22 protein-coding genes are annotated in these 24,639 nt (G+C 63.9%); 8 read left to right on the top strand and 14 right to left on the bottom strand.

From position 1 onward, the window contains the following. Positions 1-71 precede the first annotated feature (71 nt). From V6607_RS12330 to V6607_RS12315, 4 genes are all read left to right on the top strand, one after another. Positions 72-728, top strand: coding sequence for an RraA family protein (locus V6607_RS12330; protein WP_134326191.1), 657 nt, complete (start codon positions 72-74; stop codon positions 726-728). Further along, positions 725-1,948 (top strand): pyridoxal phosphate-dependent aminotransferase, encoded by a 1,224-nt coding sequence (locus tag V6607_RS12325; protein ID WP_134326190.1) that lies wholly within the window; start codon positions 725-727, stop codon positions 1,946-1,948. The genes V6607_RS12330 and V6607_RS12325 overlap by 4 nt, the downstream gene beginning before the upstream one ends. Positions 1,949-2,051: 103 nt before the next feature. After that, positions 2,052-3,389 carry an MFS transporter gene (locus V6607_RS12320; protein ID WP_023658999.1) on the top strand — a complete coding sequence of 446 codons (1,338 nt, stop codon included), beginning with the start codon at positions 2,052-2,054 and terminating at the stop codon, positions 3,387-3,389. A gap of 26 nt (positions 3,390-3,415) precedes the next feature. Further along, positions 3,416-4,078, top strand: a complete 663-nt coding sequence (locus V6607_RS12315) for an RraA family protein (protein WP_102368634.1) — start codon at positions 3,416-3,418, stop codon at positions 4,076-4,078. Positions 4,079-4,086: 8 nt separating this feature from the next. Here the strand turns inward: V6607_RS12315 and gspD are convergent, their stop codons facing one another. The 12 genes from gspD to V6607_RS12255 all read right to left on the bottom strand — a co-directional run bounded on the left by gspD (position 4,087) and on the right by V6607_RS12255 (position 15,562). Further along, positions 4,087-6,285: a type II secretion system secretin GspD gene (gene gspD / locus V6607_RS12310; protein WP_134326189.1), complete on the bottom strand. Its 2,199-nt coding sequence runs from the start codon at positions 6,283-6,285 to the stop codon at positions 4,087-4,089. Beyond that, a complete protein-coding gene (locus tag V6607_RS12305; protein WP_134326188.1) occupies positions 6,282-6,806 on the bottom strand; it encodes a general secretion pathway protein GspN in 525 nt (174 codons plus the stop codon). Before V6607_RS12305 ends, gspD begins: the two co-directional genes overlap by 4 nt. Further along, entirely contained in the window at positions 6,803-7,414 is a 612-nt protein-coding gene (gene gspM, locus V6607_RS12300; RefSeq protein ID WP_032899613.1) for a type II secretion system protein GspM, read from the bottom strand. Before gspM ends, V6607_RS12305 begins: the two co-directional genes overlap by 4 nt. Beyond that, on the bottom strand, positions 7,389-8,429 hold the full coding sequence (locus tag V6607_RS12295) for a PilN domain-containing protein (RefSeq protein ID WP_134326187.1): 1,041 nt from the start codon (positions 8,427-8,429) through the stop codon (positions 7,389-7,391). The genes gspM and V6607_RS12295 overlap by 26 nt, the downstream gene beginning before the upstream one ends. After that, positions 8,426-9,148 carry a general secretion pathway protein GspK gene (locus V6607_RS12290; protein WP_134326186.1) on the bottom strand — a complete coding sequence of 241 codons (723 nt, stop codon included), beginning with the start codon at positions 9,146-9,148 and terminating at the stop codon, positions 8,426-8,428. Before V6607_RS12290 ends, V6607_RS12295 begins: the two co-directional genes overlap by 4 nt. Further along, a complete protein-coding gene (locus V6607_RS12285; RefSeq protein ID WP_003209916.1) occupies positions 9,145-9,762 on the bottom strand; it encodes a prepilin-type N-terminal cleavage/methylation domain-containing protein in 618 nt (205 codons plus the stop codon). The genes V6607_RS12290 and V6607_RS12285 overlap by 4 nt, the downstream gene beginning before the upstream one ends. After that, positions 9,759-10,127: a type II secretion system protein gene (locus tag V6607_RS12280; RefSeq protein WP_134326185.1), complete on the bottom strand. Its 369-nt coding sequence runs from the start codon at positions 10,125-10,127 to the stop codon at positions 9,759-9,761. The genes V6607_RS12285 and V6607_RS12280 overlap by 4 nt, the downstream gene beginning before the upstream one ends. Beyond that, positions 10,124-10,555: a type II secretion system protein gene (locus tag V6607_RS12275; protein ID WP_003209913.1), complete on the bottom strand. Its 432-nt coding sequence runs from the start codon at positions 10,553-10,555 to the stop codon at positions 10,124-10,126. The genes V6607_RS12280 and V6607_RS12275 overlap by 4 nt, the downstream gene beginning before the upstream one ends. Then, positions 10,555-10,980 carry a type II secretion system major pseudopilin GspG gene (gspG, locus tag V6607_RS12270; RefSeq protein WP_003209911.1) on the bottom strand — a complete coding sequence of 142 codons (426 nt, stop codon included), beginning with the start codon at positions 10,978-10,980 and terminating at the stop codon, positions 10,555-10,557. Before gspG ends, V6607_RS12275 begins: the two co-directional genes overlap by 1 nt. A gap of 20 nt (positions 10,981-11,000) precedes the next feature. Then, positions 11,001-12,203, bottom strand: a complete 1,203-nt coding sequence (gspF, locus tag V6607_RS12265) for a type II secretion system inner membrane protein GspF (RefSeq protein ID WP_008437202.1) — start codon at positions 12,201-12,203, stop codon at positions 11,001-11,003. Continuing rightward, on the bottom strand, positions 12,200-13,894 hold the full coding sequence (gene gspE / locus V6607_RS12260; RefSeq protein ID WP_166742193.1) for a type II secretion system ATPase GspE: 1,695 nt from the start codon (positions 13,892-13,894) through the stop codon (positions 12,200-12,202). The genes gspF and gspE overlap by 4 nt, the downstream gene beginning before the upstream one ends. A gap of 627 nt (positions 13,895-14,521) precedes the next feature. After that, a complete protein-coding gene (locus V6607_RS12255; protein ID WP_008437199.1) occupies positions 14,522-15,562 on the bottom strand; it encodes a LacI family DNA-binding transcriptional regulator in 1,041 nt (346 codons plus the stop codon). Between the two features lie 205 nt (positions 15,563-15,767). Here V6607_RS12255 and V6607_RS12250 point away from each other — a divergent pair, with 205 nt between their 5' ends. From V6607_RS12250 to V6607_RS12240, 3 genes are read left to right on the top strand one after another with little or no spacing between them, the layout of a single operon-like run. Then, positions 15,768-18,008, top strand: coding sequence for a TonB-dependent receptor (locus tag V6607_RS12250; RefSeq protein ID WP_134326182.1), 2,241 nt, complete (start codon positions 15,768-15,770; stop codon positions 18,006-18,008). A gap of 2 nt (positions 18,009-18,010) precedes the next feature. After that, a complete protein-coding gene (locus V6607_RS12245) occupies positions 18,011-19,342 on the top strand; it encodes an LLM class flavin-dependent oxidoreductase (RefSeq protein WP_134326181.1) in 1,332 nt (443 codons plus the stop codon). Then, entirely contained in the window at positions 19,339-20,292 is a 954-nt protein-coding gene (locus V6607_RS12240) for a sulfonate ABC transporter substrate-binding protein (RefSeq protein WP_102605828.1), read from the top strand. The genes V6607_RS12245 and V6607_RS12240 overlap by 4 nt, the downstream gene beginning before the upstream one ends. Here V6607_RS12240 and V6607_RS12235 read toward each other — a convergent pair. Both V6607_RS12235 and hpaR read right to left on the bottom strand, forming a co-directional pair. Further along, positions 20,262-22,652, bottom strand: coding sequence for a TonB-dependent receptor (locus V6607_RS12235; RefSeq protein ID WP_134326180.1), 2,391 nt, complete (start codon positions 22,650-22,652; stop codon positions 20,262-20,264). The two genes, V6607_RS12240 and V6607_RS12235, sit on opposite strands and share 31 nt — an antisense overlap. An 88-nt stretch (positions 22,653-22,740) precedes the next feature. Next, positions 22,741-23,163: a homoprotocatechuate degradation operon regulator HpaR gene (gene hpaR / locus V6607_RS12230; protein WP_008437189.1), complete on the bottom strand. Its 423-nt coding sequence runs from the start codon at positions 23,161-23,163 to the stop codon at positions 22,741-22,743. Positions 23,164-23,375: 212 nt separating this feature from the next. Between hpaR and V6607_RS12225 the strand changes: the two genes are divergently transcribed. After that, positions 23,376-24,632 (top strand): OprD family porin, encoded by a 1,257-nt coding sequence (locus tag V6607_RS12225; protein ID WP_134326179.1) that lies wholly within the window; start codon positions 23,376-23,378, stop codon positions 24,630-24,632. The last annotated feature ends 7 nt before the right edge of the window (positions 24,633-24,639 follow it).

Genomic DNA, 24,639 nt, shown 5'->3' with positions numbered 1-24,639 from the left:
TCTGTACTTCGTAATATACCTATCATAGCCACTGACTGACACTGGCCGCCTCCGTCACCCGAGGCTTGCCCATGACCCCTGACCGTTTGCTCGACCGCCTGGCCGCACTGGACACCAACACCGTGTCCGACGCCCTCGACTTTCTCGGCCTGCCCGGCGCCACCGTGGGCCTGCGCCCGTTGTGGAACTGCCCGAAGATCGTTGGCCGCGCCAGTACCGTACTGCTCGGCCCCAAGTCCGACATCGCCCCGACCGTGCACTTGATCACCCCGGTGATCGAACAGGTCGCGACAGACGACCGGGTGCTGGTGATTGCCGGCGGTATCGAGGGCATTTCCTGCTGGGGCGACATCATCGCCAACGCGGCGTTGCGCAAACACATACGCGGTACGGTGATTGATGGTTTCAGCCGCGATATCGACGGCAGCGAAGCCATCGGCTATCCGGTGTTCGGACGCGGCGTGACCATGATCAGCGCGCGCAACCGCGTGGTGCAGCTCGACGCCGGCGTGCCCCTCAGCGTTGCTGGCGTAAGCGTCAGCGAGGACGACTACGTGATTGCCGATACCTGCGGCACGGTATTCGTGGCCCAGGCGGTGATCGAAAAGGTCCTGGACCTGGGCGAGCGCATTGCCCGCCGCCAGGACGGCATGGTGCAGGCCGTGCGCAGCGGGCGCTCGGTGGTCGAGGTGATGCACGACGCACAGTTTGAGGCGATCAGCCGATGAGCGCCGATATCCAGCGGCTGAACCAGCGCCTGGCCAGCGCACAACCGTCTGCCACCTATCGCATCATGGACCGCGTCGCCGAACGCCGGGCGCAAGGCGCGCAGATTATCTCGCTGTGCGCCGGCGAACCGGATTTCGACACCCCGGCGCATATCCGCGAAGCCGCGATCCAGGCCATTGAAACCGGGCATACCCGCTACACCCAGGTGGCCGGTGCGCGGGCCCTGCGGGAGGCGGTGGCGGCGAAGTTCCGGCGCGAAAACGGCCTGGACGTGTCCTGGCAGGACACCCTCGTGTGCAACGGCGGCAAGCAGGTGATCTACAACGCCCTGGCAGCCACACTCAATGAAGGCGACGAGGTGATCGTGCCCGCGCCGTACTGGGTCAGTTACCCGGAGATGGTGCAACTGTGCGGCGGCGAAGCGCGCATCGTCACCTGTGATGCCGACAGCGGTTTCAAGCTGACACCCGAGGCCCTGGCCGCTGCAATGACCCCGCAGACGCGCTGGCTGATCCTCAACTCACCGTCCAACCCCACCGGTGCGGTGTACAGCCAAGACGACTTGCGGGCACTCGCCGAGGTGCTGCTGGCCCACCCGCAGGTGCTGATCCTGGCGGACGACATCTACGAGCACCTGATCTTCGACGGCCAGGTGTTCCATACCCTGGCCCAGGTTGAACCCCGGCTGGCACCGCGTACATTGACCATGAACGGCGTGTCCAAGGCCTATGCCATGACCGGCTGGCGCATCGGTTTCGCCACCGGCCCACGCTGGCTGCTGGAGGCCATGGAAAAACTCCAGGGCCAGCAGACCTCCGGCGCCTGTTCGATCTCGCAACAGGCGGCCCTCGCTGCACTGGAAGGCCCCAGAGATTTCATCCGCGACAGCCGCCGGGTGTTCCAGGCGCGCCGGGACTTGATGGTCCAGTTGCTGAACGACACGCCAGGCCTGACGTGCATCAGCCCCGCCGGCGCGTTCTACGCGTTCGCCTCATGCGCCGTGCTGATCGGGCGCACCTCGGCGGGCGGGCGGCTGCTGCGCAGCGATGAAGACGTGGCCCTGGCGTTGCTGGATGAGGCCAATGTAGCCGTGGTGCATGGCAGCGCCTTCGGCCTGGGGCCGTACATCCGCATCGCCTATGCCCTGGATGACAAGTCGTTGCGCCAGGCGTGCGAGGCAATCCGTGGCTTCTGCAGCAGCTTGCTGGCAGAAGAATAAAAGTGATGAGTTCACATAGATAAATATCGCTAATGGTGGCGTGCGCCCCTTCTTAAGATTAAGGCCGAACAGGACAACACTCACAACAACAAGGTCCGCCCCCATGTCTATGCCTGAAGTCATAAAACCCGCTGTGCGCAGCCAATACCGCTGGGTGGTTGCTGCGCTGATTTTCCTGATCTACACCGTGGCCGCCGCCGACCGGGCCAACCTCGGCGTGGCGCTGCCGTTCATTCGCCAGGAATTTGCAATGAGCAACGCCCAGGCCGGTGGCCTGGTCAGCCTGTTCCTGCTGGCTTACGCCCTGGCACAACTGCCGTCGGGCTTTGCCTTCGGCCGCTTTGGCGTCAGCCGGATCCTGCCGGGGGCCATGGTGCTGACCTCGTTGCTGACCGGCCTGGTAGGCACCGCCAGCTCACTGCTGGCGCTGAAACTCTATCGCCTGGGCCTGGGTATCGCCGAAGGCCCGCTGCCCATCAGCATGACCACCACCATCAATAACTGGTTTCCGGCACGGGAAAAAGGCACCGCGTCGGGGATCTTTCTGTCGGCCGTGAAGTTCGGACCGGTGATCGTGCCGCCGCTGTGTGCCGTGATCATTTCGGTATGGGGCTGGCGCGAAATTTTCTACTTCTTTGCGATCCCGGGCATCGTGCTGGCGGTGGTCTGGTACTTCCTGGTCACCGACCATCCGTCCCGCAGCCGCTTCGTCAACCAGGCCGAACTTCAATACATCGTCGAAGACACCGCAATCGCCCAGACCGCCCGTGTGCACAAGACGCCGGCGTGGGTGAAAAAGCTCGACCGGGTGATCCGCACCCGCGATGAAAAGCCCCTGGAAACCAACCGTCAGGTTTTCACCTCATGGAATATCTGGGGGTGCGCCACCAGCTACTGCTTCCAGCTCGGTGTCTCCAGCGTGCTGCTGGCGTGGATTCCCACCTACCTGATGACCGTCAAGCAGTTTTCGATCATGAACATGGGCCTGGTCTCGGCAGCGCCCTGGGTGGGCGCGGTGCTGGGCAACCTGCTGGGCGGTTTCTGCTCGGACCGCCTGATGGGCGGGCGCCGCAAGCCGGGCATGTTGCTGTCGGCCGTCGGCACCTCGTTGATGATGTACCTGCTGATCAACTCACCGGCCGAGCCCCTGCCCTACGGCTTGCTGCTGATGCTGACCGGCGTGGTGCTGAGCCTCGGCTTCTCGTCCTACATGGTCTACCCGATGGGCCTGACCACCAAGAAGACCTTCCCGATCTCCAACGCCATCGTGAACATGATCGGCCAGTTGGGCGCCGCCGCCACGCCCTTCATCACCGGCCTGCTGCTGGACAACTACGGCTGGAACTACGTGTTCGCCTGGCTGGCGATCGGCTCGTTCATCAGCTTCATCATTTTGCTGACCATTGCCGAGCCCCGCCCGGCCTCCAGCCACCCGACCTGATTTGTCACCACCACGAGGAGTTACCCATGTCACCCCAAGACCAAGAATTGGTTGCCCTGTTTGCAGGCCTGGACACCCCGGGCGTGTCCGACGCCCTGGACAAACTCGGCCTGCCCGGCCAATGCCTGGGAATCATGCCCCTGGACAACTATCGCCAGGTGGTGGTCGGCCCGGCCTTCACGGTGCGCTACGTCAGCGCCAGCACCCCGCCGGGCACCGTAGGCGACTTTATCGATGACGTGGCCGAAGGCGATGTGGTGGTGATCGACAACGACGGACGCACCGACTGCACGGTGTGGGGCGACATCATGACCCAGTACGCCGGCAGCCAGCGGATCGCCGCGACGGTGATCGATGGCGTGTGCCGCGACGTGAGCAAGGCCCTGGGCGACGGCTACCCGCTGTTCACCAAGGGCCGGTTCATGCGCACGGGCAAGGACCGGGTTGAAGTGGAAGCGGTAAACCAGCCGGTGTCCATCGGCCAGGCCCGGGTGTGCGCCCGGGACATCGTGGTCGCCGACGCCAACGGCGTGGTGATCGTGCCGCGCGAGCGGGCCCATGAAGTGGCAGCCTGTGCACGCTCGATTGAAGCGGTGGAAGCGCGTATCCGGACGCTGCTCGATGAAGGCAAATCCCTGCGTGAAGCACGGGCGGCGCTGGGTTATCACACCCTGCAACGCAAGGGCTGAAAGGTCCTTCAGTTGGCCGGTCGCAACAGCTGCATCTGCTGGCGGTAGTCATCCGTCACCTGCCGCGCCTGACCGCTGCTGGTGATCACCTTCGGCGTGATCAGCACGATCAACTCGGTGCGATCCCTGGACTTGCTGGTGTTGCCAAACAACCAGCGCAGCCCGGGGATTTTCCCCAGGTACGGCACGGCGCTGACGTTCTCGGCGTTGTCCTGCTTGATCAGCCCGCCGAGCAACACGGTCTGGCCGCTTTGCACCGCCACCTGGGTCGACACCGAGCGCGTGGAGATACGCGGGTTGTTGGGTGTGTCGCTGCTGTTGGTGGTTTGGTTCTCGGCGTCGCTGACCTGTTGCTGGATGTCCATGTACACCAGGCCGCCCGGGTTGATCCGCGGCACCACGTCGAGGATCACCCCGGTCTGCACGTATTCGACGCTGCTCAAGGTGCTGTCGGCGTTGCCGGTGTTGACCGTGGTCTGGCTGATGGGGATGTTGTCACCCACCTGGATCTGCGCCGGCTGGTTGTTCATCACCACCAGCGATGGCGCCGACAGCACCTGGGTGCGGCCGTTGGTTTCCAGGGCGTGCAAGGCCACTTGCAGGTTGGAGCTGACGAAGGAATAGAACAGCGAATCCGCGCCCAATCCCGCACCGCCGCCACCCAGGGCGCCCTGGCTGCCAGGGGTATTGGCTACCGTGGTGCTGGTGGAGTTGCCCGCCAGGCGGCCCAGGTACCATTGCACCCCTAGGTCCAGTTCGCCGGTGAGTTTGACTTCGAGGATGCGCGTCTCGATCTGCACTTGCAGCGGCGGGTTGTCGAGGCGCTTGATCGCCGATTCGATCTCCTTCCACTGCACCGGTCGGGTGCGTACCAGCAACTGGTTACTGCTTTTTTGCGCGGTGATCCGGGTGCCGGCGTCGAGGCTTTTGGCAGCGCCCGGCTCTGCATTTTCACCGTCTTCGCTGGCGGCCGGGGCCTGGTCCTCATCGTCACTGACGGGCGGGCTATTGCTGCTGTTGTTCAAGCCACCCGAGGTGCCGCCGCTGGTGTTGAGTGACGACAAGGTCGCCGTGCGCAGCCCCGGCGCCACCTGGGCCGGCGCATCGTCCTTGATCGCGCCGGTGCCGTAGATCTGCCGCAGGTATTTGGCGAGGTCCGTGGCCTTCATGTTGCGCACGTCGTAGACGTACATCTGCGGCTCGTTGCCGCCGCCTTCATCTATGGTGTGAATCCAGTCGCCAACTTCACTGAGGTACTGCGGCTGGGACGAGATCGCCACCACCGAATTGGTCCGCTCGATGGGCAGGAAGCGCACCATGCCCGCCAGGGGCATGCCGCTGTCGGGGCCAAACATTTTTTGCAGCTCGGGCATCAACTCGGCCACCGAGGCCCGTTGCAAACCGAACACCCCCACCGACATCCCCTTGAGCCAATCGACGTCGAAGGTGTCGATGGTGTCCTGATAGTTGGCCAACTCATCCGGCGTACCGGCCAGGCTCAGCACGTTGCGTGCCGGGTCCACCAGCAGGAATGCGTTTTCCCGGGCGAACGGCTTGAGCAGTTTCTGCATTTCCGTGGCCGAGATATAGCGCAGCGGAAACAGCCGTGCGGAGAGTCCGCTGGAGGGTTGCGACACGCTCATTTCCGGCACCAGCTTGCCCGCCACCGCCTGGTTGGCGGGCAGGATCACGTAGCGCTGGCCCTGGCGGATCATCGCGTTATCGGTCCAGGACAACAGGGTTTCGAGGATCGACAGCGCCTGCTGCTTGCTCACCGGCTTTGAGGTGGAGAAGCTTACGTTGCCTTTCACACCCTGGGCGATGCTGTAGTTCTCGTGCAGCAGGTCGCCCATGACGCTGTTGATCACCGCCTCAATCGGCTGGTCGGCGAAGTTGAACACGATGTCGCCGCTGGCTTCATCCTTGACCGCCGGCGCAGGTGCGGGCTGGCGCACGAACTGCTGGTTACCGCGAATCAACTGGCGCTGGGGCGGCGTAGGCGCCTGGGGTTGGCGGCTGTCGGCCGCAGGCGACTCGCTGGCCGGGTCCACGGGCGGCCGTTGCGAACCGGTGCCCTGCATCGCCTCGTGAAGCAAGGCATCGTCCGGGTCGAGGTGATCGGGGAATGACCCACAGCCGCCCAAGGCGACGGCGGTGGCCAGGCAAAACACGCTGGTGCGCAAGGCGCTAGGGGAAGTATCGATCAAGGGGCGGGCTCGTGAGGAAGGGAAATCGGTGGTGTGGTGGACGGCGGCGGCAAACGCGGAACGCTGAGGCTCAGGGTTTGCGTGCGGCCATCCAGCACAAAACGGGCGTGCAGCGGTGTCAGGTGTTCCAGGCGCCAGCCGTTGGGCAGAGTCTGGCCTTGGTGGACCTTGAGCGGCGGGCCCTCGTCACGCTTGAGCAGCGCGACGCGCAGGTCGCCGTCGAGCAGCACGCCGGTCAGCTTCAGGCTCGACAGGCTGGAAATCTCGGCCTGACCCACGGCGACATCGGGGCTGCGGTCGGGGCTGAACAGCGGCGCCTGCCAGGTGCCGGCGAGGCTTTCCAGGGTCGCACTCGGGGCCACGTGAACCTTGGCCGAAGCATTGGCGCGCACGGCGGAGGCAGGCTCATCCAACCACTGCGGCGCGTCGCCGATGCTGCTCAAGATGCCCACCATCAGCAGGCCCAGCAGCCCGGCCACACCGAGCAATCCCCACTCGAGGGGGCGCAATGAATTGATCATCGGCGGGCCTGCGTGGCGGCTGCCGGTTGCAGATAACCGCGCACCAACAGGTGCACCACCAGCTTTCCGGCACCGCCGCTGGCGGGGGCATTCGGCCCGCGACGGACGCTCATTTCATCCACGAAAAGGAACGGTCGCTGGTACTCCAGCTCATGCAGGATCGCGGTCAGGGGTTCGATGGCGCAGTTGAGGGTCAGGCTGACTTTGACCTGGCGATAGGGCTCGGTGTCGTCCTGCTCCGGGGTGATGGGCATGCGCTGGGTCAGGCTGCAGCCGCCGCCGAGGCCGGCGCGGCTGTTGATCAGGTCGGCGATGCGCTGCATCAGGTCCGCCGCCACGGCGCTGGGGTCATCCCCCGGCAACAGGCTGGTGCTGCTGGCCGGGTCCTGGCGGGCTTGCTCCAATTGCTCACGCAAGGCGGTGCCCTGGTGCAGCAGGCCCGCATAGCGTTGCTGTTGTTCGCGCAGCTGTTCGGCCTGCTCGCCCATGGCACGCAATGGCCCGGCGAACCAGCTGTCGATCAGCAGCCAGTAACCGCCGCCCAGCACCAGCGCCAGGACCAGCAAGGCGGCGCCGCGACGCTCACGGGGTGTCAGTGGTCGGCGCATCGGCGGCCTCCTGGTGCAAGTGGGCGCGCAGGGAAAACTGATCCTTGCCGGTTTGCGCATCGGGTTGGATCACCCCTTCGAACTGGGGGTTTTCCAGGCTGTGGCACGCCTTGATCCGAGTGATCAGGGCACTCGCCTTGGCGCTTTGCCCGGAGAAGGACACGTCGGCGCCGTTGTTGACGTCCAACTGGTCGATCCAGGTGTCGGCGGGCAGGCAGGCGGTCAGCTCGTTGAGCAACGCCGCCAACGGCGGTTGTGCCGACTTGCGGCGGATCAGGTACTGCGCGGCGCCACGGGTGTTAAGCAGTTGCTGGCGCAGGCTCTGGACCTCGGCGACCTGGGCTTTCTGTTGTTGCACCTGCGCCTGCATGACGTCGAGCACCCGCTGGCGGTCGTTGAGCCACAGCAGCATCGCGGCAATCAGCAAGGCGCCGCACAGCCAGGGCAGGCTGCGTTGCAAGCCCTTCCCGGCCGGCCGCTGGCGTGGGCGCAACGGCGCCGGCAGCAGGTCGATGCCCATTGGCCCGTCCACATCCACCGCATGGGGCTGCAAGCCAAGGGCAGCGCAGTCCAACAGGATTTGATCCAGGCGCTCCCGCAGGATGGCCACCAGGGTCACCTGCACATGCGTGGCGGTGCGCCGTTCCTGACGGGCCACGAAGTACAACTGTTCAGCTTCGAACGGGGTAAAGCGGTCCAGCTCATAACCCACCACCGTCGACAGGTTGCGCGCGGCCGCCAGGGGCAGTTGCAGCGTTTGCAGCAACACCGCCGAGGGCGCGAGCACCAGCACCTGGCGCACCTCGTCGGCAGGTTTTGCCACCGGCCCGGTCAACGGCCAGTGGTAGCGGTGCTCGGGGATGTCACGGACCGACAGCCACGCCGGCAGGCAGCCACGCAGCTCCTTGAGCCACAGGCGCCAGCCCACTTGCAGCAAGCTGCCGCGCCAGCGCCGGGTGAGCGGTTCGGCCAGCTGTTGAAGGCGCGCCACTGGCGCCGAAAGGTTTGGATTCATTCTTGCCAACGCAGCACCCGATAAGGTTGTGCGCTTCCCTCCGATGGGCTCAATAAAACCGTGGTTCGTAACCGGGCGTGGTAACCGCCGGGGCGTTGTGCGCGGCTGTCGATCACCAGCACGTCACCGGGGTCGGCCCCTACTGCGCTCTGCCGGGGCAGGTTCAGCGCCTGGCGCATCAAGGGGCTGGCGAAAGCGGGATCGGGCCGGTCCAGGCCGCTCCACAAACTGATTTCCGGGGCCAGCCGGCTGTACAGCGCCTGGGTCATGCCGGGCAATTGCCGCACCTCCTCCACCACGCGGAACGGCGCCAGGCCTGCGTTGCGCCGCACTTCCAGGTCCCTGGCGAGCCGGCTGGCCTGGGCCTGGGTGGCGCCGCAGGCCAGGGCCAGGCGGGCAAAATCAGCGGCCTCGGCGCTGTTCAAATACAGCTTGCCGCGCTCGCTGTGCAGGCTCACGTGAAGCTGTGCGTCATCAAATACCAGGGGCATTTCGCGGCCGTCGGCGATCCATTGCTTGCGTTGCAGCGGGTCGGCCAGGGCCTGCATGGCCAACGCCACGCCCGCCTCCGCCGCCAGCAGCGCCTGGGTATGCTGGCGATGCCACAGGGCCTGGCGGCTTTCCAGTTGTACCCAACCGGCCAGGCCGCCCAGCAGCAAGCTGAGCAACGCCAGTACCCACAGCACCAGCAGCAATGCAACGCCGCGCTGACGCTTCATTCGCCTGATGCTCCGCTGGAGAGGTTCAGCCGCAGGGCAACCACTTGGGTGACCCACGGCACCGGTCCGTTGACTTGTGCTGCAATGCGTACCGCATAAGGCAGGCGTTTGGTCCACGGCCAGTCACTGATCCAACCGGTGGCCTGGCCCTTGGGCGACAGGCCGCGATAGCTGAATTGCAGATCCTCGACGTTCTTCAGCAACACCTGCGGTTCGCTGCGGGTGGCCGGCACGCTCACTTGGGCATTGGACTCAAACCGTGCGAACGCCACCTGCAACTCGCGCTCGGTCAACTGCAAGGTGAAACGCTGGATACCGCCGCCGAGCACGCCCGGCAAGGTCGCGACGTATTGCAGGCGCTGGGGAGCGCCGACAAAAAAGCCGTTGGTCTGGCTGTCGTCCTCGGTCACGTCCAGGGGCAGCGCCTCGCTGATGGAAGTGCGCAGGAACTGTTGCGCGGCGCGACTTTCATCCAGGCTGACGGTGTAGCGCTGCGCCTTGAGTACTGCACGGTTGGCTCCCAGGAGCGCGCCGCCCACCAGGGCCAACAACACGCCCAGCAGGCTGAGCACGATCATGATTTCGAGCAACGTGAAGCCCCGCTGCTGCTTCACTGGAGGCTCCCGTCGCGGCTGGCGCGCAGTTTCAAGGTACTGAAATTTGCGCGGCGCAGACCTTCGCTGACGCTGAGATCGAGGCGAAACAAATGTGGCTGACCGATGCGGGTGGGCTGCTGGGCGACGCGCAGTTGCCAGGCAATGCCGTCCAGCTCGCCCTGGCGCACGCCACTGGCTAGGGGCCCCGACGCCTCCTGATCCATCACGCTCAAGGCGGTATGGGTCAGGCGGTCGCTGTGGGCCACCTGCAACAACGAGCGCGCGCTTTGGCCGAACGCGACCAGCAACACCGTGCTGCAGATCGCCATGAGGGTCAGCGCTGCGAGCATCTCCAGCAAGGTGAAACCCGACTGACGATTCATGGCAATGCCCTGGACTGCACGCTACCGGTCAGCCAGCCGACGTCGATGCGCCAGCGCCGCGTACCATTGGCCAATAACAGGTTGCCGCCGGTAGAGCTGCCGTCGGGGTAAAACTCCACCGCAGCGCCTGCGTGTTCGGCGGTGTGCAGGGTCACTTGCAGATCGGCCGGCCAGTGCTTGATGGGTTGCCCCGGCGCCTGAAAGCTCAGCCGGGCCAAGTCGAAGACGGTCTTGGCCGACCTGCCGCTGACAATCGCCCGTGCCCGTGTGCTGCGCAGGGCATCCACCATCTGCCCGACCACCTGGCGCTCTTTCGCTACCCGCAGGCCTTGTTGCAGGCCAAATCCCACCAACCCGGCCGCGATGCTGATCAACACGATCACCACCAGCATCTCCAGCAGGGTAAAGCCGCGTTGGAGGGCCGGCATTATTCCCAGTTGCCCAGGTCGGCGCTGTAGCCTTCGCCGCCGGGCTGGCCGTCCTGACCGTAGAAGATCAGGTCGAAGGCGCCATGTTCACCGGGGAAGCGATAGCCGAAGGCATGGCCGAACGGGTCCTTGAGGTCTGAGGGCTTGGCGTACGGTCCGGCCCAGCCGGCGGTGTTGCCGGGCTTGTCGACCAATTGCTGGAGGGTCTTGGGTGGCGAGCCGACGTCCAGGCCGTAGCTCTCGATCTTCATGCTCAGGCTGGCCAGTTGCGCCTTGCCCGCGCCGTATTTGCCCTTGTCGACGTTGCCGCCCACCTGGCGCACCACGATGGTCGCGACGATGCCCAGCAACACAATCACCGCGAGCATTTCCAGCAAGGTGAAACCGCCTTGGCGGCGGGCGGGTTTGAAACGGGTATGGCGCATCGGCTTGCTTCCTTGGGTCTTCATATATTGCTGGTCAGGCTCATCAGCGGCAGCATGATCGCGAGCATGATCACCGCCACCAGCACCGCCATGACCACCGTCAGGGACGGCACCAGGGCGGCGAGCAGGCGGTCGATGCCGCGCTTGGCTTCGACGTCGAACACGTCGGCGACCTTGAGCAGCATGCTGTCCAGTTCACCGGCCTGTTCGCCGACTTCAATCATTTGCAGGGCCAGGTCCGGCAGCAGCGGTTGGCTGCCAAATGCACTGGCCAGGGTGCCGCCGCCTTTCACCGACTCGGCGGCCTGGGCCACTTGTGCCTGCAAGGCACGGTTGGTGCAGACCTGGCGCGCGATCACCAGCGCTTGCAGCAGCGCCACGCCGTTGCTCAGCAAGGTGCCGAGGGTGCGTGCCAGGCGTGCGGCTTCGACCCGCTGCAACAGCGGGCCGATAACGCGGATACCCAGCACGCGCCGGTCGTACTGCTCGCGGTGTCGTGGGTTGCGCAGGCGTGCCGCCAGGGCCCAGACCGTCACGATCAACCCGGCAAAAACCGCCAGGCCATAGGCGTCGAGGAACTGGCCAAGGCCCAGGATCACTTCGGTGATCAACGGAATCGGCACGCCCAGATCCTTGAAGATCGGCACAAACTGCGGCACCACGTAAGCCAGCAACAGCGCCAGGGAACCGAGCACGCCCACCACCAGGAAGGCGGGATAGATCAACGCGTTGATCACCTCGCCTCTTAATAACTGGCTGCGTTCCAGGTAGTCGCTGAGTTGGCGCAGGGTGTTCTCCAGCGCACCGCCCGCCTCACCGGCACGGACCATGCTCAGGTACAGCGGCGAAAACTGGCTGCCCTCCTCTTCCAGCGCTGCCGACAATGGCTTGCCGGCCTTGACGTGCTCGCGGATACGTTCGATCAGCGCTCGGGTCTGCGGCTGGCCGGGCTGCTTGAGCAGGATGCCCAGCGAGCGTTCCAACGGTTGGCCCGCGCCCAGCAGGGTGGCCAGTTGCTGGGTAAAACTGACCAGCGCCGCGCCATTCAACTGGCCGCGCCCGAAGGTATTGCGCAGCCCTTGGGCACCGGCGGCATCGATGTGCAACAGCAGCAGGCCACGTTTGTGCAGCGCAGCGACGGCGGCGGCCTGGTCCTTCGCTTCGAGGGTGCCGTTCTGCGCGACGCCCTGGCTGTCCAGGGCGCGGTATTTGAACAGGCTCACGCGCCCTCTCCACGGGTGGCGCGCAACACTTCTTCAAGGGACGTGACACCGGCCACCGCCTGGCGCAGGCCTTCTTCATGCAGGGTGCGCAAGCCACCACGGCGGGCGGCCTGTTCGAGGGTCGCGGCGTCGGCCTGGCGCATCAACAAGCTGCGCAGTTCGTCATTCATCACCAGCAATTCGGTGATTGCACTGCGGCCGTGGTAACCGCCGCCGGCGGCGTTGGCGCGAGGCCGGTAAAGCAGGATCGGGCGCTGCTCGGTGAAGCGGTCGAGGCCGTGTTCCTCGATCAACTCCGGCGGTGCTTCAAACGCCTCACGGGTCGCCGGGTCAAGGCGGCGCACCAGGCGCTGCGCGAGGATGCCATTGACGGTCGAGGCGATCAGGTAGCTCTCCACCCCCATGTCCAGCAGGCGCGTGATACTTGCTGCGGCACTGTTGGTGTGCAGGGTCGAGAGCACCAGGTGGCCGGTCAGGGAGGACTGGATGGCGATGCGGCAGGTTTCGAGGTCGCGGATTTCACCGATCATGATCACGTCCGGGTCCTGGCGCACGATGGAGCGCAGCGCGCCGGCGAAGTCCAGCCCAATGGCGGGTTTGACCTGGATCTGGTTGATGCCTTCCAGTTGGTATTCCACCGGATCTTCGACGGTGATGATCTTGCGCTCGGCGGTATTGAGCCGCGACAACGCGGTATAGAGCGTGGTGGTTTTACCCGAGCCGGTGGGCCCGGTGACCAGCAGGATGCCGTGGGGTCGCTCGAGCACTTCAAGGAAGGTTTCCAGGCGCTGGCCGTCAAAGCCCAGGCTCTGGAAATCGAACTGCACGGTCTGGCGGTCCAGCAGGCGCATCACCACCGACTCGCCAAAACTGGTGGGCACCGTGGATACCCGCAGGTCCAGTTCCTTGCCCTGGATGCGCAACATGATCCGGCCGTCCTGCGGCAGGCGGCGCTCGGCGATGTCGAGGCGCGCCATGATCTTGACCCGGGAAATCACCGCCGCCGAGGAACTCGCCGGCGGCGCTTCCGCTTCATGCAGCACACCGTCGATGCGGTAGCGCACCTTGAGCTGGTTTTCGAAGGGTTCGATATGGATGTCCGAGGCGCGGTGCTCCACGGCCCGTTGCAGGATCAGGTTGACCAGGCGAATCACCGGGGCTTCGGAGGCCATGTCCTTGAGGTGTTCGATGTCTTCCAGGGCGCCACCCTGTTCATCGAGGTTTTCGATCAGGGTGCCCATGGCGGAACGGCCCTGGCCGTAGTAACGCTCGATCAGGGTTTCGACTTCGTTGCGCGGCCCGACCGCCAGCCACACCGGCACGCCGCACGCGTACGCCAGGGCCTGGAACGGATACAGCAGCGCCGGGTTGGCCGCCAACACCCGCACACCACCGTGGCTCCAGCCCACCGGCACCACCTGGTAATGGCGCATGAAGCGTTCGGTCAGCGCCGGCAGCGGGTCGAGCACGGGCGGTGCGGCATCGGCCAGCAGCAACGGCGCGCCGAGCAAATCGGCCCAGGCCCGCGCCAGTTCCACTTCGGAAACCAGCCCCAGGCGCGTCAGCAGGCCGAGCAGTTCGGGGTCGTCGGATTCCTGGGATAACCGTCGAGCACGTTCCAGGTCGACGGTTTTCAGACCGGCTTTTCGCATCAGCCACGCGCACACTTGTTCGGCATCCGGAATCTGCATTCGGCATGCATCGATGGGCATTGACGGTATCGGCTGGGGCATCTGCACAAGTCTGAGGGGCTATTTAAAAACCTGTTCCGTGGCACGCGCCGGAACAAGGGCATCCACACTTAGTTGGAGGTTTTTAGCGCAAGCGCTGTCATGACAAGGTACGGACCCTACACCAAAACATTTTGTATTACAGCCCACTTAAGTTATGGCCTTTTAGAACTACCAATAGGCGCCATTAGTTAGCCATGACCGTACGCATGATGTTTAAAGCATCGACTGACATGTTTAAACTTAGTTCATCAGCGCAAGAAAATATCGCCAGCCTCACGCAAGATCTTGGTCTATCCCGGCACCTAATGGCAATCAATGATCAGTTCAATAGGCCATCTTGCAATATCACATGGACACTACTCAAAAGAACAACCCACCAAGTCATTGCACTTTTTAAATCGCGAAACTCACCGCACTAATTGCAATTAGCCATCGCTAAAACTTGTCACCGAAGAAGAACTACCCACTGATAAAAAAGAGACGAGCGCACGCAATCAAACGCATGTTTCAGCGCCTGACCTTGAATAATCCGTTATCAGAAAATACCGAGAGTCAACGCAACATGGCCATGAGCCGCAACTGGACTCAGGCGCTCTCGCGCTCGATCAAGCGGCACTCCAGCAGGTTCAAGCGCTGCACCTCATCCTCAACCGGCAACACGCCCAGGCTTTCCAGTACCCGCGTCGCCGCCAGCACACCGATCTCCAGGGCGGGCGGCTTGATGGTGCTGAGACTGGGCAAGAGCATTTCGGCAAACGGGTAATCACCAAAGCCGAGCACGGCGCAATCCTTGGGGATCTCCAGACCTGCCCGTTGCCCGGCCAGCAGGCCACCGGCGGCCAGGTTGTCATTGGCGAAGATGATTGCGTCCGGTGGAATGGCGGCACTCATCAATGCCTGCATCGCTTGCTTGCCCGCCTCAAACGGTGCGCGATCGGCGTCCGGGGCAAACACCCACGGCTGCATGCCCAGCTCAATCAGGGTCGCGCTGTAGCCATCCCGGCGTTCCAGTGCACTGAAGTCCCCCGGCGCGCTGTTCTGTACGAACGCGATGCGCCGATAACCCTTGCCATGCAGGTAGCGCGCAGCCGTCACGCCCACCTCGTAATGCGAGAAGCCAATCTGCAACGGCTCCCGCTCGGGTTGGTAATCCCAGGTTTCAACCACCGGGATATCCGCCTCGGCGATCATCTTCTCGGTGCCCGCGCTATGGAAGCGGCTGGTGAGCACCAATGCCGCCGGGGACCAGCCGAGAAACGCGCGCACTGCATTTTCTTCCTGCTCGGCGCTGAAGTAACTGGACGCCAGCAGCAATTGGTAGCCGTGGCGGCTGAGGGTATCGCTGAAGCCCTGGATGGTATTGGCGAAGATCGGCCCGGAGATGTTTGGAATCACCATCGCGACGATCCTGCCCCGCGCCGACGCCAGCCCACCCGCCACCAGGTTCGGCACATAGCCCAATTCGGCAACCACCGCCGCGATGCGTTCGCGGCGTTCGGGCGAGACCTGCTCCGGCTGGTTGAAATAGCGCGACACGGTAATCGCTGACACACCGGCCTGGCGCGCCACGGTATTCAAGGTGACGCGGCCGGCACCACGGCGTTTCCGGGGTTTGTCTTCGCTCAAGGGACGATCCTGTTAAAAACCTAAAAGAATATAAAACTAATTTTTTAGTATTTGACGCTCTATATCGCACCTACCAATAATGCCGATGTTAGCGCTACCAAAGCGTTTTGTCTGCTACTCGCTCGAGCGAATGCCCAAGACGGATTCAACGGCGCTGTCGTCGCAGAACGGCAGCGGTTCAGGGCATTTTTCGAGCGGTCAGAGCATGCACACACATTCGGGGCAACCTCAAAAACTTTCGCAATCCATACGCGCCGCCACCGGGCGCCGCGCCCACCTGGGTTGGCTACTGGCGGGGCTCGCCGCCCTGCCCGTTCCCGCTGCATTCGCCGCCGACGACCAGGAACCCACCCTCAAGCCGGTCACGGTCACTGCCACCCGCCGCGAAGAGTCGCTGCAAAAAGTCCCGGTAGCAGTTTCGGTGCTCGATGGCGAACAACTGGAGCGTGACAATCGCAACGGCGTGGCGAGCATCGTCCAGCAGGTACCCTCGCTGAATTTCCGTACCGGCGCGTCGAACAAGGACACCTCGTTGTTCGTACGCGGAGTGGGCACGATATCCACCTCGCCCGGGGTTGAACCCACGGTGGCGACGGTGATTGACGGCGTGGTGTACGCCCGCCCCGGCCAGGCTACCCTGGACCTGCTCGACCTGGATCGTGTCGAAGTGCTGCGCGGGCCCCAGGGCACACTGTTCGGCAAGAACGCCTCGGCCGGCGTGCTGAATATCACCAGCAAGGCGCCGACGGCCGAGACCCACGGCTATATCGACCAGTCCTACTTCAGCGGCAATGAAAGCCGCACCCGCTTCGGCCTGGGCGGCAGCCTGATTCCCGGTACGCTGAAGGGCTCCATCAGCGGGCTGTTCGGCAGCTACGACGGTAACGTCGACAACAAGCACAACGGCCAGGAAGTGAACGGCTACAACCATCAGGGCGTGCGCGGCAAACTGGAGTTCACCCCCAACGACGACGTGAAACTGACCCTGATTGCCGACTACATGCAGTCCCACGACGATGCGCCGAATGGCGTGGTGAGCAAATCCCTGACCCCGGCGTTCGCCAACGCGCTGAACCCGGTGCGCGGGACCAGCGACAACCGCGACATCAACGCCGACACCCGCAGCCACGTGGAGGACACCAACAAAGGCCTGTCTGCGCAACTGGACTGGAACCTCGGCGACTACACCCTGACCTCGATCACCGCCTGGCGCGGTTGGGACAACACCCAGTACCAGGACGGCGACCGCCTGGGCACCGTGACCGCCGCGTTCCCCGGCACCGCCGACAAAGGCCAACTGGCGTTCGACCAATACTCCCAGGAGCTACGCCTGGCCTCGCCCAAAGGTGAGTTCCTCGAATACGTCGGCGGCCTGTTCTACATGCACGGCAAGGACCAGGAAACCTACCAGCGCACCCTGACCACCACCACGCGCACCGACCGCGGCATCGCCGAATACGGCACCACCAGCGACAGCTACGCGGTGTTCGGCGAGACCACGCTGAATTTCACCTCGGCCTTTCGTGGCATCGCCGGCCTGCGTTATACCCACGACGACCTGGAATACGATCACCGCCGCGTCTCCACCTCGGCCACCACGGTCAGCGGCATTCAACCGGCCACCAGCAGTTCCGGCTCGGTGGACGAAGACGGCTGGTCCGGCCGGCTGGGGGTGCAATACGACCTGAGCGACACCGTCACCAGCTACCTGACCTACTCGCGCGGCTACAAGGGCCCGGCCTACAACGTGTTCTTCAACATGCAGCCACGGGACACCGACGCGCTGAAACCGGAAACCTCCAACACCTGGGAAGTCGGGATCAAGGCCACCAGCTGGAACAATCGCCTGACCACCAACCTGGCGATCTTCCACAGCGACTACGACAACTACCAGGCGAACTTCTTCGACACCGTCGCCGGGCAAGTGGTGACGCGCTTGATCAACGCCGGCAGCGTCAGCACCGAAGGCGTCGAACTCGACTACGCACTGCAGGCCACCCAACAACTGAAGCTCTCCGGCGCGCTGGCCTACACCCGGGCCCGCATCGATGAGTTCGCCTGCCCGCCTGGCGCGGCGGCGTCCTGCAACGTCAACGGCAAGCCGCTGCCCTTCAGCCCGGACTGGAAAAGCTACGTGCGCGCCGACTACAGCATCCCGCTGGATAACGGCCTGGATATCGAACTGGGTACCGACTACAGCTGGCAGAGCGAAGTGCAGTACGACATCAGCCAGAACGTCGACACCAAGCAAGGCGCCTACGGCATCTGGAACGCCAGCGTCGCCCTGGCCGACTACAGCAACGGCTGGCGCGTGGCCCTGCTGGCGAAGAACCTCACCGACAAGTCCTATTCACCGCTGCTGGCCAGTGGCGGCAGCTACATCTACCGCGCCGTACCCCGTGACGATGAACGTTACTTCGGCGTGCAACTGCGCAAGGATTTTTGAGCATGCCCCGTGAACTGAAACTCGGCGCTTTCCTGATGGCCACCGGGCACCACGTCGCCGCCTGGCGTCACCCCGATGTACCGGCCAATGCCGGGCTGGATTTCGCCCACTACAAACGCCTGGCGCAAATTGCCGAAGCGGCGAAATTCGACGCGCTGTTCGTGGCCGACAGCATTGCCGCCGCCACCGGAGACATTGCCAGCCGCATGGCGCGCTCGGATCACTTCGAGCCACTGACGCTGCTGTCGGCATTGAGCGTGGTGACCGAACACATCGGCCTGATCGCCACGGCCACCACCAGCTACAACGAGCCGTACCATGTGGCGCGCAAGTTCGCCTCGCTGGATCATCTGTCCGGCGGGCGCGCCGGCTGGAACCTGGTGACCTCGGACAACGCCGCCGAAGCACAGAATTTTGGCCGCGACGAGCACCTCGGCCACGGCGAACGCTACAGCCGTGCCCGGGAGTTTCACCAGGTGGTGACGGGGCTGTGGGACAGCTGGGAAGACGATGCCTTTGTGCGCGACAAGGCGAGTGGCAGCTACTACGACCCGGCGAAACTGCATGTACTCGGGCATGTCGGCGAACACTTTCGTGTGAAGGGCCCGCTGAACGTGGCGCGCTCGCCCCAGGGCCAGCCGGTGATTGTCCAGGCGGGTTCGTCCGAGGCAGGCCGCGAATTGGCGGCACAAACTGCCGAAGTGGTGTTCACCGCCCAGACATCATTGGCCAATGCCCAGGCGTTCTATGCCGACCTCAAGGGTCGCCTGGCTCGATATGGGCGGGAACCGGATGCGCTGAAGATCATGCCGGGGGTGTTTGTGGTGGTCGGGCAGACAGAAACTGAAGCCCGGGACAAATTCGAGGCCTTCCAGCAGTTGGTCGAACCGCAGGTTGGCGTCGCGTTACTGGGGCGCATGCTGGGTAACTTCGACTTGTCCGGCTACCCGCTGGACGGCCCGCTGCCGGACCTGCCATTGACCGACAGCGGCCAGCGCAGCCGCCAGCAACTGCTGACCGAACTGGCGGGCCGCGAACAACTGAGCCTGGCGCAACTGGGCCGACGCATCGCCGGTGGACGCGGGCACTACAGCCTGATCGGCACACCCGCGCAGATCGCCGATGAACTGCAGCACTGGTTCGAGAATGGCGCCGCCGATGGCTTCAATGTGCTGGTGCCGCACCTGCCGGGCGGGCTGGAAGATTTCGCCCAATGGGTGGTGCCGGAACTGCAACGGCGTGGCCTGTTCCGCACCGAATACGCCGGCACCACCCTGCGTGAAAACCTTGGATTGGCGCGACCGGCCAATCGCTTTGCGGAGAAACCGGCATGAGAATTCCTGCACTGTTGTTTGCGCTGTTTGCCCTGACTCAAACTGCAATGGCCGCCGAGCCGGCCACCCTGAGGATCGGCTACCAGAAAGGCTCGATCGCCCTGGTACTCGCCAAGGAACATGGCCTGCTGGAAAAACGCTTCGACCAGACGAAGGTGCAATGGATCGAATTCCCCGCTGGCCCGCAGATGCTCGAAGCCTTGAACGTGGGCGCGCTGGACGTGGCGTCCACCGGTGATATCCCGCCATTGTTCGCCCAGGCGGCGGGCGCCGACCTCGTCTACATCGGCGCTGAACCGCCCAAGCCGACGGCGGAAACCATCCTGGTGCAGGCCGACAGCCCACTGCACGGCATCGCCGACCTCAAGGGCAAGAAAGTCGCCTTCCAGAAAGGCTCCAGCTCCCACAACCTGATCCTGCGGGCCTTGAACAAAGCCGGCCTGAGCTACAAGGATATCCAGCCGGTTTACCTGCCACCGGCCGATGCCCGCGCCGCCTTCGAGCAAGGCAGTGTCGACGCCTGGGCAATCTGGGAGCCCTACTCGTCACTGGCCCTGAGCCAAAGCCCGAGCCGCGTCCTGGCCAACGGCGAAGGCTTGAACCTGTCTGGGCCGATCTATACCGCGCGCCGTGCATACGCCGAGGCCAATGGTCCGTTCATCCACGCCCTGCTCGATGAACTGAGCGCCGCCGAAGCCCTGACCCGCAGCCAGCGCGAAGACAGCCTGCAGGTGCTGACCCGTTTCATGGGTTTGCCGGCCGGGGTGATTGCACGTTACGTCGACAACCGGCCGCCATCGCCCATCCTGCCGATTGATAAGCACATCATTGGGGCGCAGCAAGAGACGGCGGACCTGTTTTACCAGAACCGCCTGCTGCCCAAGCCCATCGATGTACAGAAGGCTATATGGCAGGCTCCTCAGAAGTCGACGGTGGCCGACAGCAAGTAAGTGCGCGGCGTCGACAAGGTCAACCCCGGCTCGCTGTCATCCGAGGCACCGGCCGAACTCCAGTAGCGCCGGTTGGCCACGTTCTCGACATTGGCCCGCAGGGTGATGTGCTTGTCGTCGACCTTGAAGGCGTAGCGTGCGCCGACATCAAGCCGCGTCCAGGCGTCGATTTCCTTGACGTTGGACTGGTCCAGGTACTGCGAGCTGGAATAGATCCCGCGGCTGGTCAGGGTCAGGCCTTCAACAGTCGGCACGTCCCACTCCGCGCCCAGGTTGACGTTGTACTTGGGCGTGGCCGGCGCGCGGTTGCCGTCGTAGGTGCCGTTGGTGGTGTGGGTCAGTTCGCTGTCGATGTACATCACCCCGCCCAGCAGGCGGAAACCCTTGAGCGGCTCGCCGAACACGCTGAGTTCCACACCATCGTTCTGGCGCTTGCCATTGGGGCCGAAGACCAGCGTGGTGGCGTTGGTCTCGTAGGCCGGCTGCTTGATCCGGAATACAGCGGCCGTCACCGCGAACGCACCGGCGTCGTACTTGGCGCCGACTTCGACCTGACGGCTGATGAACGGTGGGAAGATTTCGTCATCGTTGACCGACGCCGACGGCGCGACCTTGCCCTGGCTCAGGCCTTCCATGTAGTTGGCGTACAACGAGAGCTTGTCGGTGGCCTTGAACAGGATGCCGCCGGACGGTGAAATTTTTTCCTCGTCGTAGGCGGTGTCGCCTTTGACGTCATCGGTCCAGTCGTCGACCTTGACCCGCTGCCAGCGCGCACCGAGGGTCAGCAGCAACCGGTCATCGAAAAAACCCAGGGTGTCGGACAACGCCACACCGCTGAAACGGTTTTCGGTGTAGACCTTCGAGTCAAATCGCGTTGGCCGGCCAGGCGCGGGGGTTTCCACAGGGTTGTAGATATTGCTCGAACCCGGCGCATATCGCGCGCCGCCGTTTTCGAAGTCCATGTAGAAGTAGCTGGCCGCCAGGTTGACCTCATGGCTCACCGGGCCGGTATGGAACCAGTTGCGCACGCCCGCCGTGGCGGTGCGCACGTTTTCATCACGGGTGAAGTCGCGGGGCTGCACGCTGAAATCGCCGGCGTTGTTGGTCACTGACACAGCATGGCGCAGGAAGTCATGGTTGCTTTTGCGCGCACCGACGCCGCCGTAGAGCATTACGTTGTCGCTGAGATCAAACTCGCCGTTGACCGTGCCGAAGGTGTCGTTGGTGCTTGCCTTGCTCCAGGGCTGCGCGTAGTTGTGGCGTACGTCGTTGGCACTCGGCACCCTGGCGTTGGGCCCGACTTGCACACGTTCCTGGGGGGCGTCGGTGTCGCGCTCGGTGCGGCCGATGTCGGTGGAGAGTCGCAGGCGTTCACCGCGAAAATCCAGGCCCAGCACGGCCATTTCGCGGTCGACACTCTGGTGATCCCAGGCGGTGTCGCCGGACTGTTTCACGCCGTTGAAACGCAGGCCGAACTGGTTGTCTTCACCAAAACGCCGGCCGATATCCACGGCTCCGCCCGCCTGGCTGTCGGAGGCCCAACTGCCGGTGAGCGAGGTGATGGGTGTGTCGGTGGCACGCCTGGGCACCACGTTGATCCCGCCGCCCACGCTGCCCCGTGGCGAGATGCCGTTGATCAACTGGCTGGGGCCTTTGATGATGTCGACGCGCTCGGCCATTTCCATATCGATGGTGTAGGTCGGCAATACGCCATAGAGGCCGTTGTAGGCGACATCACTGTTGAACAGGCTGAAGCCGCGAATGGTGAATTGCTCATAGCGCCCGCCGGCCGGGTTGGTGGCGCGCACCGAGGGGTCGCTGGCAATCAGGTCGCCAAGGGTACGCGCCTGTTGGTTCTTGACCGCCGCGCTGGTGTAGGTGGTCATGCTGAACGGGGTATCCATGAAGTCCTTCGAGCCCAGCAGGCCCTGGGAGCCACGGCGCGCCACCTGGCCACCAGCAAAGGACTCGCTGCCGGCATCGCCGGTGGCGCCGAGAATCGAGGTGGGCGCCAGTTGCAGGCTGCCGCCTTCGGGAACCGGGGTCAGCCTATAGGCCTGCTCGCCCATGGGCTGCAGTTGCAGGCCGGAGCCCTGGAGCAGGCGCGCGAAACCTTCTTCGACGCCGTATTCGCCGGACAACCCGCTGCTGTTGCGGCCGCTGACCAGCACCGGGTCCACCGAGAGGTTGACCCCGGCCAACCCGGCGAAACGGGTCAGCGCGGCGCTCAGGCTGCCGGCCGGCACCTGGTAGCTGCGCCGGGACGCACCGTCTTCGGCATAGCTGATGGGAACGAACAACGGGCTGGCACTCAGGCTCAGCATGAGGCTGAGGTTCAGCAACGGGCGTATTGCGGGCATTGGAAGAAGCTCTCGATTTTGTTCACTTACCTGGAATGACCAGTCACGTGAAAAAAAGGGACAGGCTTCAGCCACTATTTTTTGATTATTACGGTTTGATGCCTTTGAGCTTCTGGAGCAGCTCCATCAATTGCTCCAGGGATTCCTCGCCGAACTGCTCCTGGATCTTCAGGTAATTGCTTTCCATCCCGGCGCTCATGTCGACGAAACACTGCTGGCCCTGTTCGGTCAGGGCGACGAACACCCGGCGCTGGTCTTCGGCGGATTTGCGCCGGCGCACGATGCCGTCACGCTCCAGCCGCCCCAGTACGCCGGTCATGCTCGGCTTGAGGATGCATGCGAGGTGCGCCAGTTGGTGGCTTTCGAGTTCGCCTTGCTGGCGCAGGATGCGGATCACCCGCCACTGCTGTTCGGTCAGGTCATGTTCATTGAGCAACGGCCGGAAGAACGCCATGGTCGCTTCGCGGGCCTGGAGCAAGGTGAGCGTAAGGGACGGTCTGGGGGTGGGCATGGTTCACGCGCAATAGAGGTCGAAGCGACGAAGCTTAGAGTCGGTGTTCCGCGTGCGCAACCCGACGCACGCAGCAAGTCGTTAATTTCGAAACGAATTCATAAAAACCTGTTAATCCAGCTATTCAGCTTAAAGATAACATGTTAACAATATGCCCGCCCCTGCCCTGGTGGCGGGCTCTACCAACAAAAACAACAAAAGGAACGCCCCTCATGCATTCGTGCCTCTTTCGCACGGCGGCAAGCGCTGGCCTGTGCGCCGCGTTTAGCCCTCTGGTCGCCCACGCCGACTTCATCCAGGACAGCAAGGCCAGCCTGGACCTGCGCAATTTCTACATGAACCGCGACTTTCGCCAGGCCAACGCGCCGCAGAACAAGGCAGACGAATGGGCGCAAGGTTTTGTGCTGCGCCTGGAGTCGGGCTACACCGAAGGCGTGGTCGGGTTTGGCGTGGACGCCCTGGGTGAAATGGGCCTGAAGCTCGACTCCAGCCGCGACCGCCGGGGCACCGGGCTGTTGCCGTCTGGCGCCAGCGGCGAGCCGGCCGACAGCTACAGCGAACTCGGCCTGACCGCCAAATTGCGCGTGTCGAAAACCGTGCTCAAGCTCGGCACCCTGCAACCGCTGTTGCCGGTGGCCGCCTATAACGACACGCGGCTGTTGCCGTCGACCTACAACGGTGAACTGGTGACCTCCCAGGACATCGACGGCCTGACGTTGAACGTCGGCCGCCTGGAAAAGCAGAACCTGCGGGACTCCTCCAACAACGAATCCATGAGCTACGGCGGCGTCTTCAGCAGCCACCTGGACCTGGCCGGCGGCACCTACGCAATCAATCCGCACCTGGCGGCGACTTATTACTACGCGCAGATGCAGGACATCTACCGCCAGAATTTCATCGGCCTGGTGCATGACCTGCCGCTGGCCCAGGGCGTGAACCTGCGCACCGACCTGCGCTACTTCGACACCCGCGAGCAAGGCAGCACGCTATTGCGCAGCCCTACCCGCGTGGACGGCGGCCGGATCGACAACCGCTTTTTCAACGGCATGTTCAGTTTGTCGGTGGGCGCACACAAATTCGGCCTGGGCTTCCAGAACCTTTCCGGTGACGGCGACTTTGCCTTCCCGGGGCAAGATCCCTATTCGGTCAACCTGGTGACCATCAATATCTTCACCAAGGCCAACACCGATGCCTGGCAGGCGCGCTACGACTACAACTTCGCCGCCCTCGGCCTGCCGGGCCTGACCTTCATGACCCGCTACGTCGACGGCAGCCATGCGCAAACCGCCACGGTGCGCAACGGCCACGAATGGGAGCGCGACACCGACCTGGTCTACACCGTGCAGAGCGGCCCGTTGAAGAACGTCAACGTGCGCCTGCGCAATGCGACCCTGCGCTCAAGCAACGGCCTGACCAGCGACATCGACGAAAGCCGGGTGATCATCGGCTACACCGTAGCCCTGTGGTAACGCTGGC

The organism is Pseudomonas sp. KK18, assembly GCF_037094675.1.
In the GTDB taxonomy this organism is placed as follows: domain Bacteria; phylum Pseudomonadota; class Gammaproteobacteria; order Pseudomonadales; family Pseudomonadaceae; genus Aquipseudomonas.
This window is presented reverse-complemented; position numbering and strand designations above follow the sequence as displayed.

Coding starts and splice junctions, on each gene's coding strand:
- V6607_RS12235 (WP_134326180.1), bottom strand. CDS start 22,652: ATGCCCGCAATACGCCCGTTGCTGAACCTCAGCCTCATGCTGAGCCTG.
- V6607_RS12280 (WP_134326185.1), bottom strand. CDS start 10,127: ATGAATCGTCAGTCGGGTTTCACCTTGCTGGAGATGCTCGCAGCGCTG.
- V6607_RS12275 (WP_003209913.1), bottom strand. CDS start 10,555: ATGCCGGCCCTCCAACGCGGCTTTACCCTGCTGGAGATGCTGGTGGTG.
- gspG (WP_003209911.1), bottom strand. CDS start 10,980: ATGCGCCATACCCGTTTCAAACCCGCCCGCCGCCAAGGCGGTTTCACC.
- V6607_RS12305 (WP_134326188.1), bottom strand. CDS start 6,806: ATGATCAATTCATTGCGCCCCCTCGAGTGGGGATTGCTCGGTGTGGCC.
- V6607_RS12320 (WP_023658999.1), top strand. CDS start 2,052: ATGTCTATGCCTGAAGTCATAAAACCCGCTGTGCGCAGCCAATACCGC.
- hpaR (WP_008437189.1), bottom strand. CDS start 23,163: ATGCCCACCCCCAGACCGTCCCTTACGCTCACCTTGCTCCAGGCCCGC.
- V6607_RS12295 (WP_134326187.1), bottom strand. CDS start 8,429: ATGAATCCAAACCTTTCGGCGCCAGTGGCGCGCCTTCAACAGCTGGCC.
- V6607_RS12315 (WP_102368634.1), top strand. CDS start 3,416: ATGTCACCCCAAGACCAAGAATTGGTTGCCCTGTTTGCAGGCCTGGAC.
- gspM (WP_032899613.1), bottom strand. CDS start 7,414: ATGCGCCGACCACTGACACCCCGTGAGCGTCGCGGCGCCGCCTTGCTG.
- V6607_RS12245 (WP_134326181.1), top strand. CDS start 18,011: ATGCCCCGTGAACTGAAACTCGGCGCTTTCCTGATGGCCACCGGGCAC.
- V6607_RS12240 (WP_102605828.1), top strand. CDS start 19,339: ATGAGAATTCCTGCACTGTTGTTTGCGCTGTTTGCCCTGACTCAAACT.
- V6607_RS12290 (WP_134326186.1), bottom strand. CDS start 9,148: ATGAAGCGTCAGCGCGGCGTTGCATTGCTGCTGGTGCTGTGGGTACTG.
- V6607_RS12225 (WP_134326179.1), top strand. CDS start 23,376: ATGCATTCGTGCCTCTTTCGCACGGCGGCAAGCGCTGGCCTGTGCGCC.
- V6607_RS12325 (WP_134326190.1), top strand. CDS start 725: ATGAGCGCCGATATCCAGCGGCTGAACCAGCGCCTGGCCAGCGCACAA.
- V6607_RS12250 (WP_134326182.1), top strand. CDS start 15,768: ATGCACACACATTCGGGGCAACCTCAAAAACTTTCGCAATCCATACGC.
- V6607_RS12330 (WP_134326191.1), top strand. CDS start 72: ATGACCCCTGACCGTTTGCTCGACCGCCTGGCCGCACTGGACACCAAC.
- gspE (WP_166742193.1), bottom strand. CDS start 13,894: ATGCAGATTCCGGATGCCGAACAAGTGTGCGCGTGGCTGATGCGAAAA.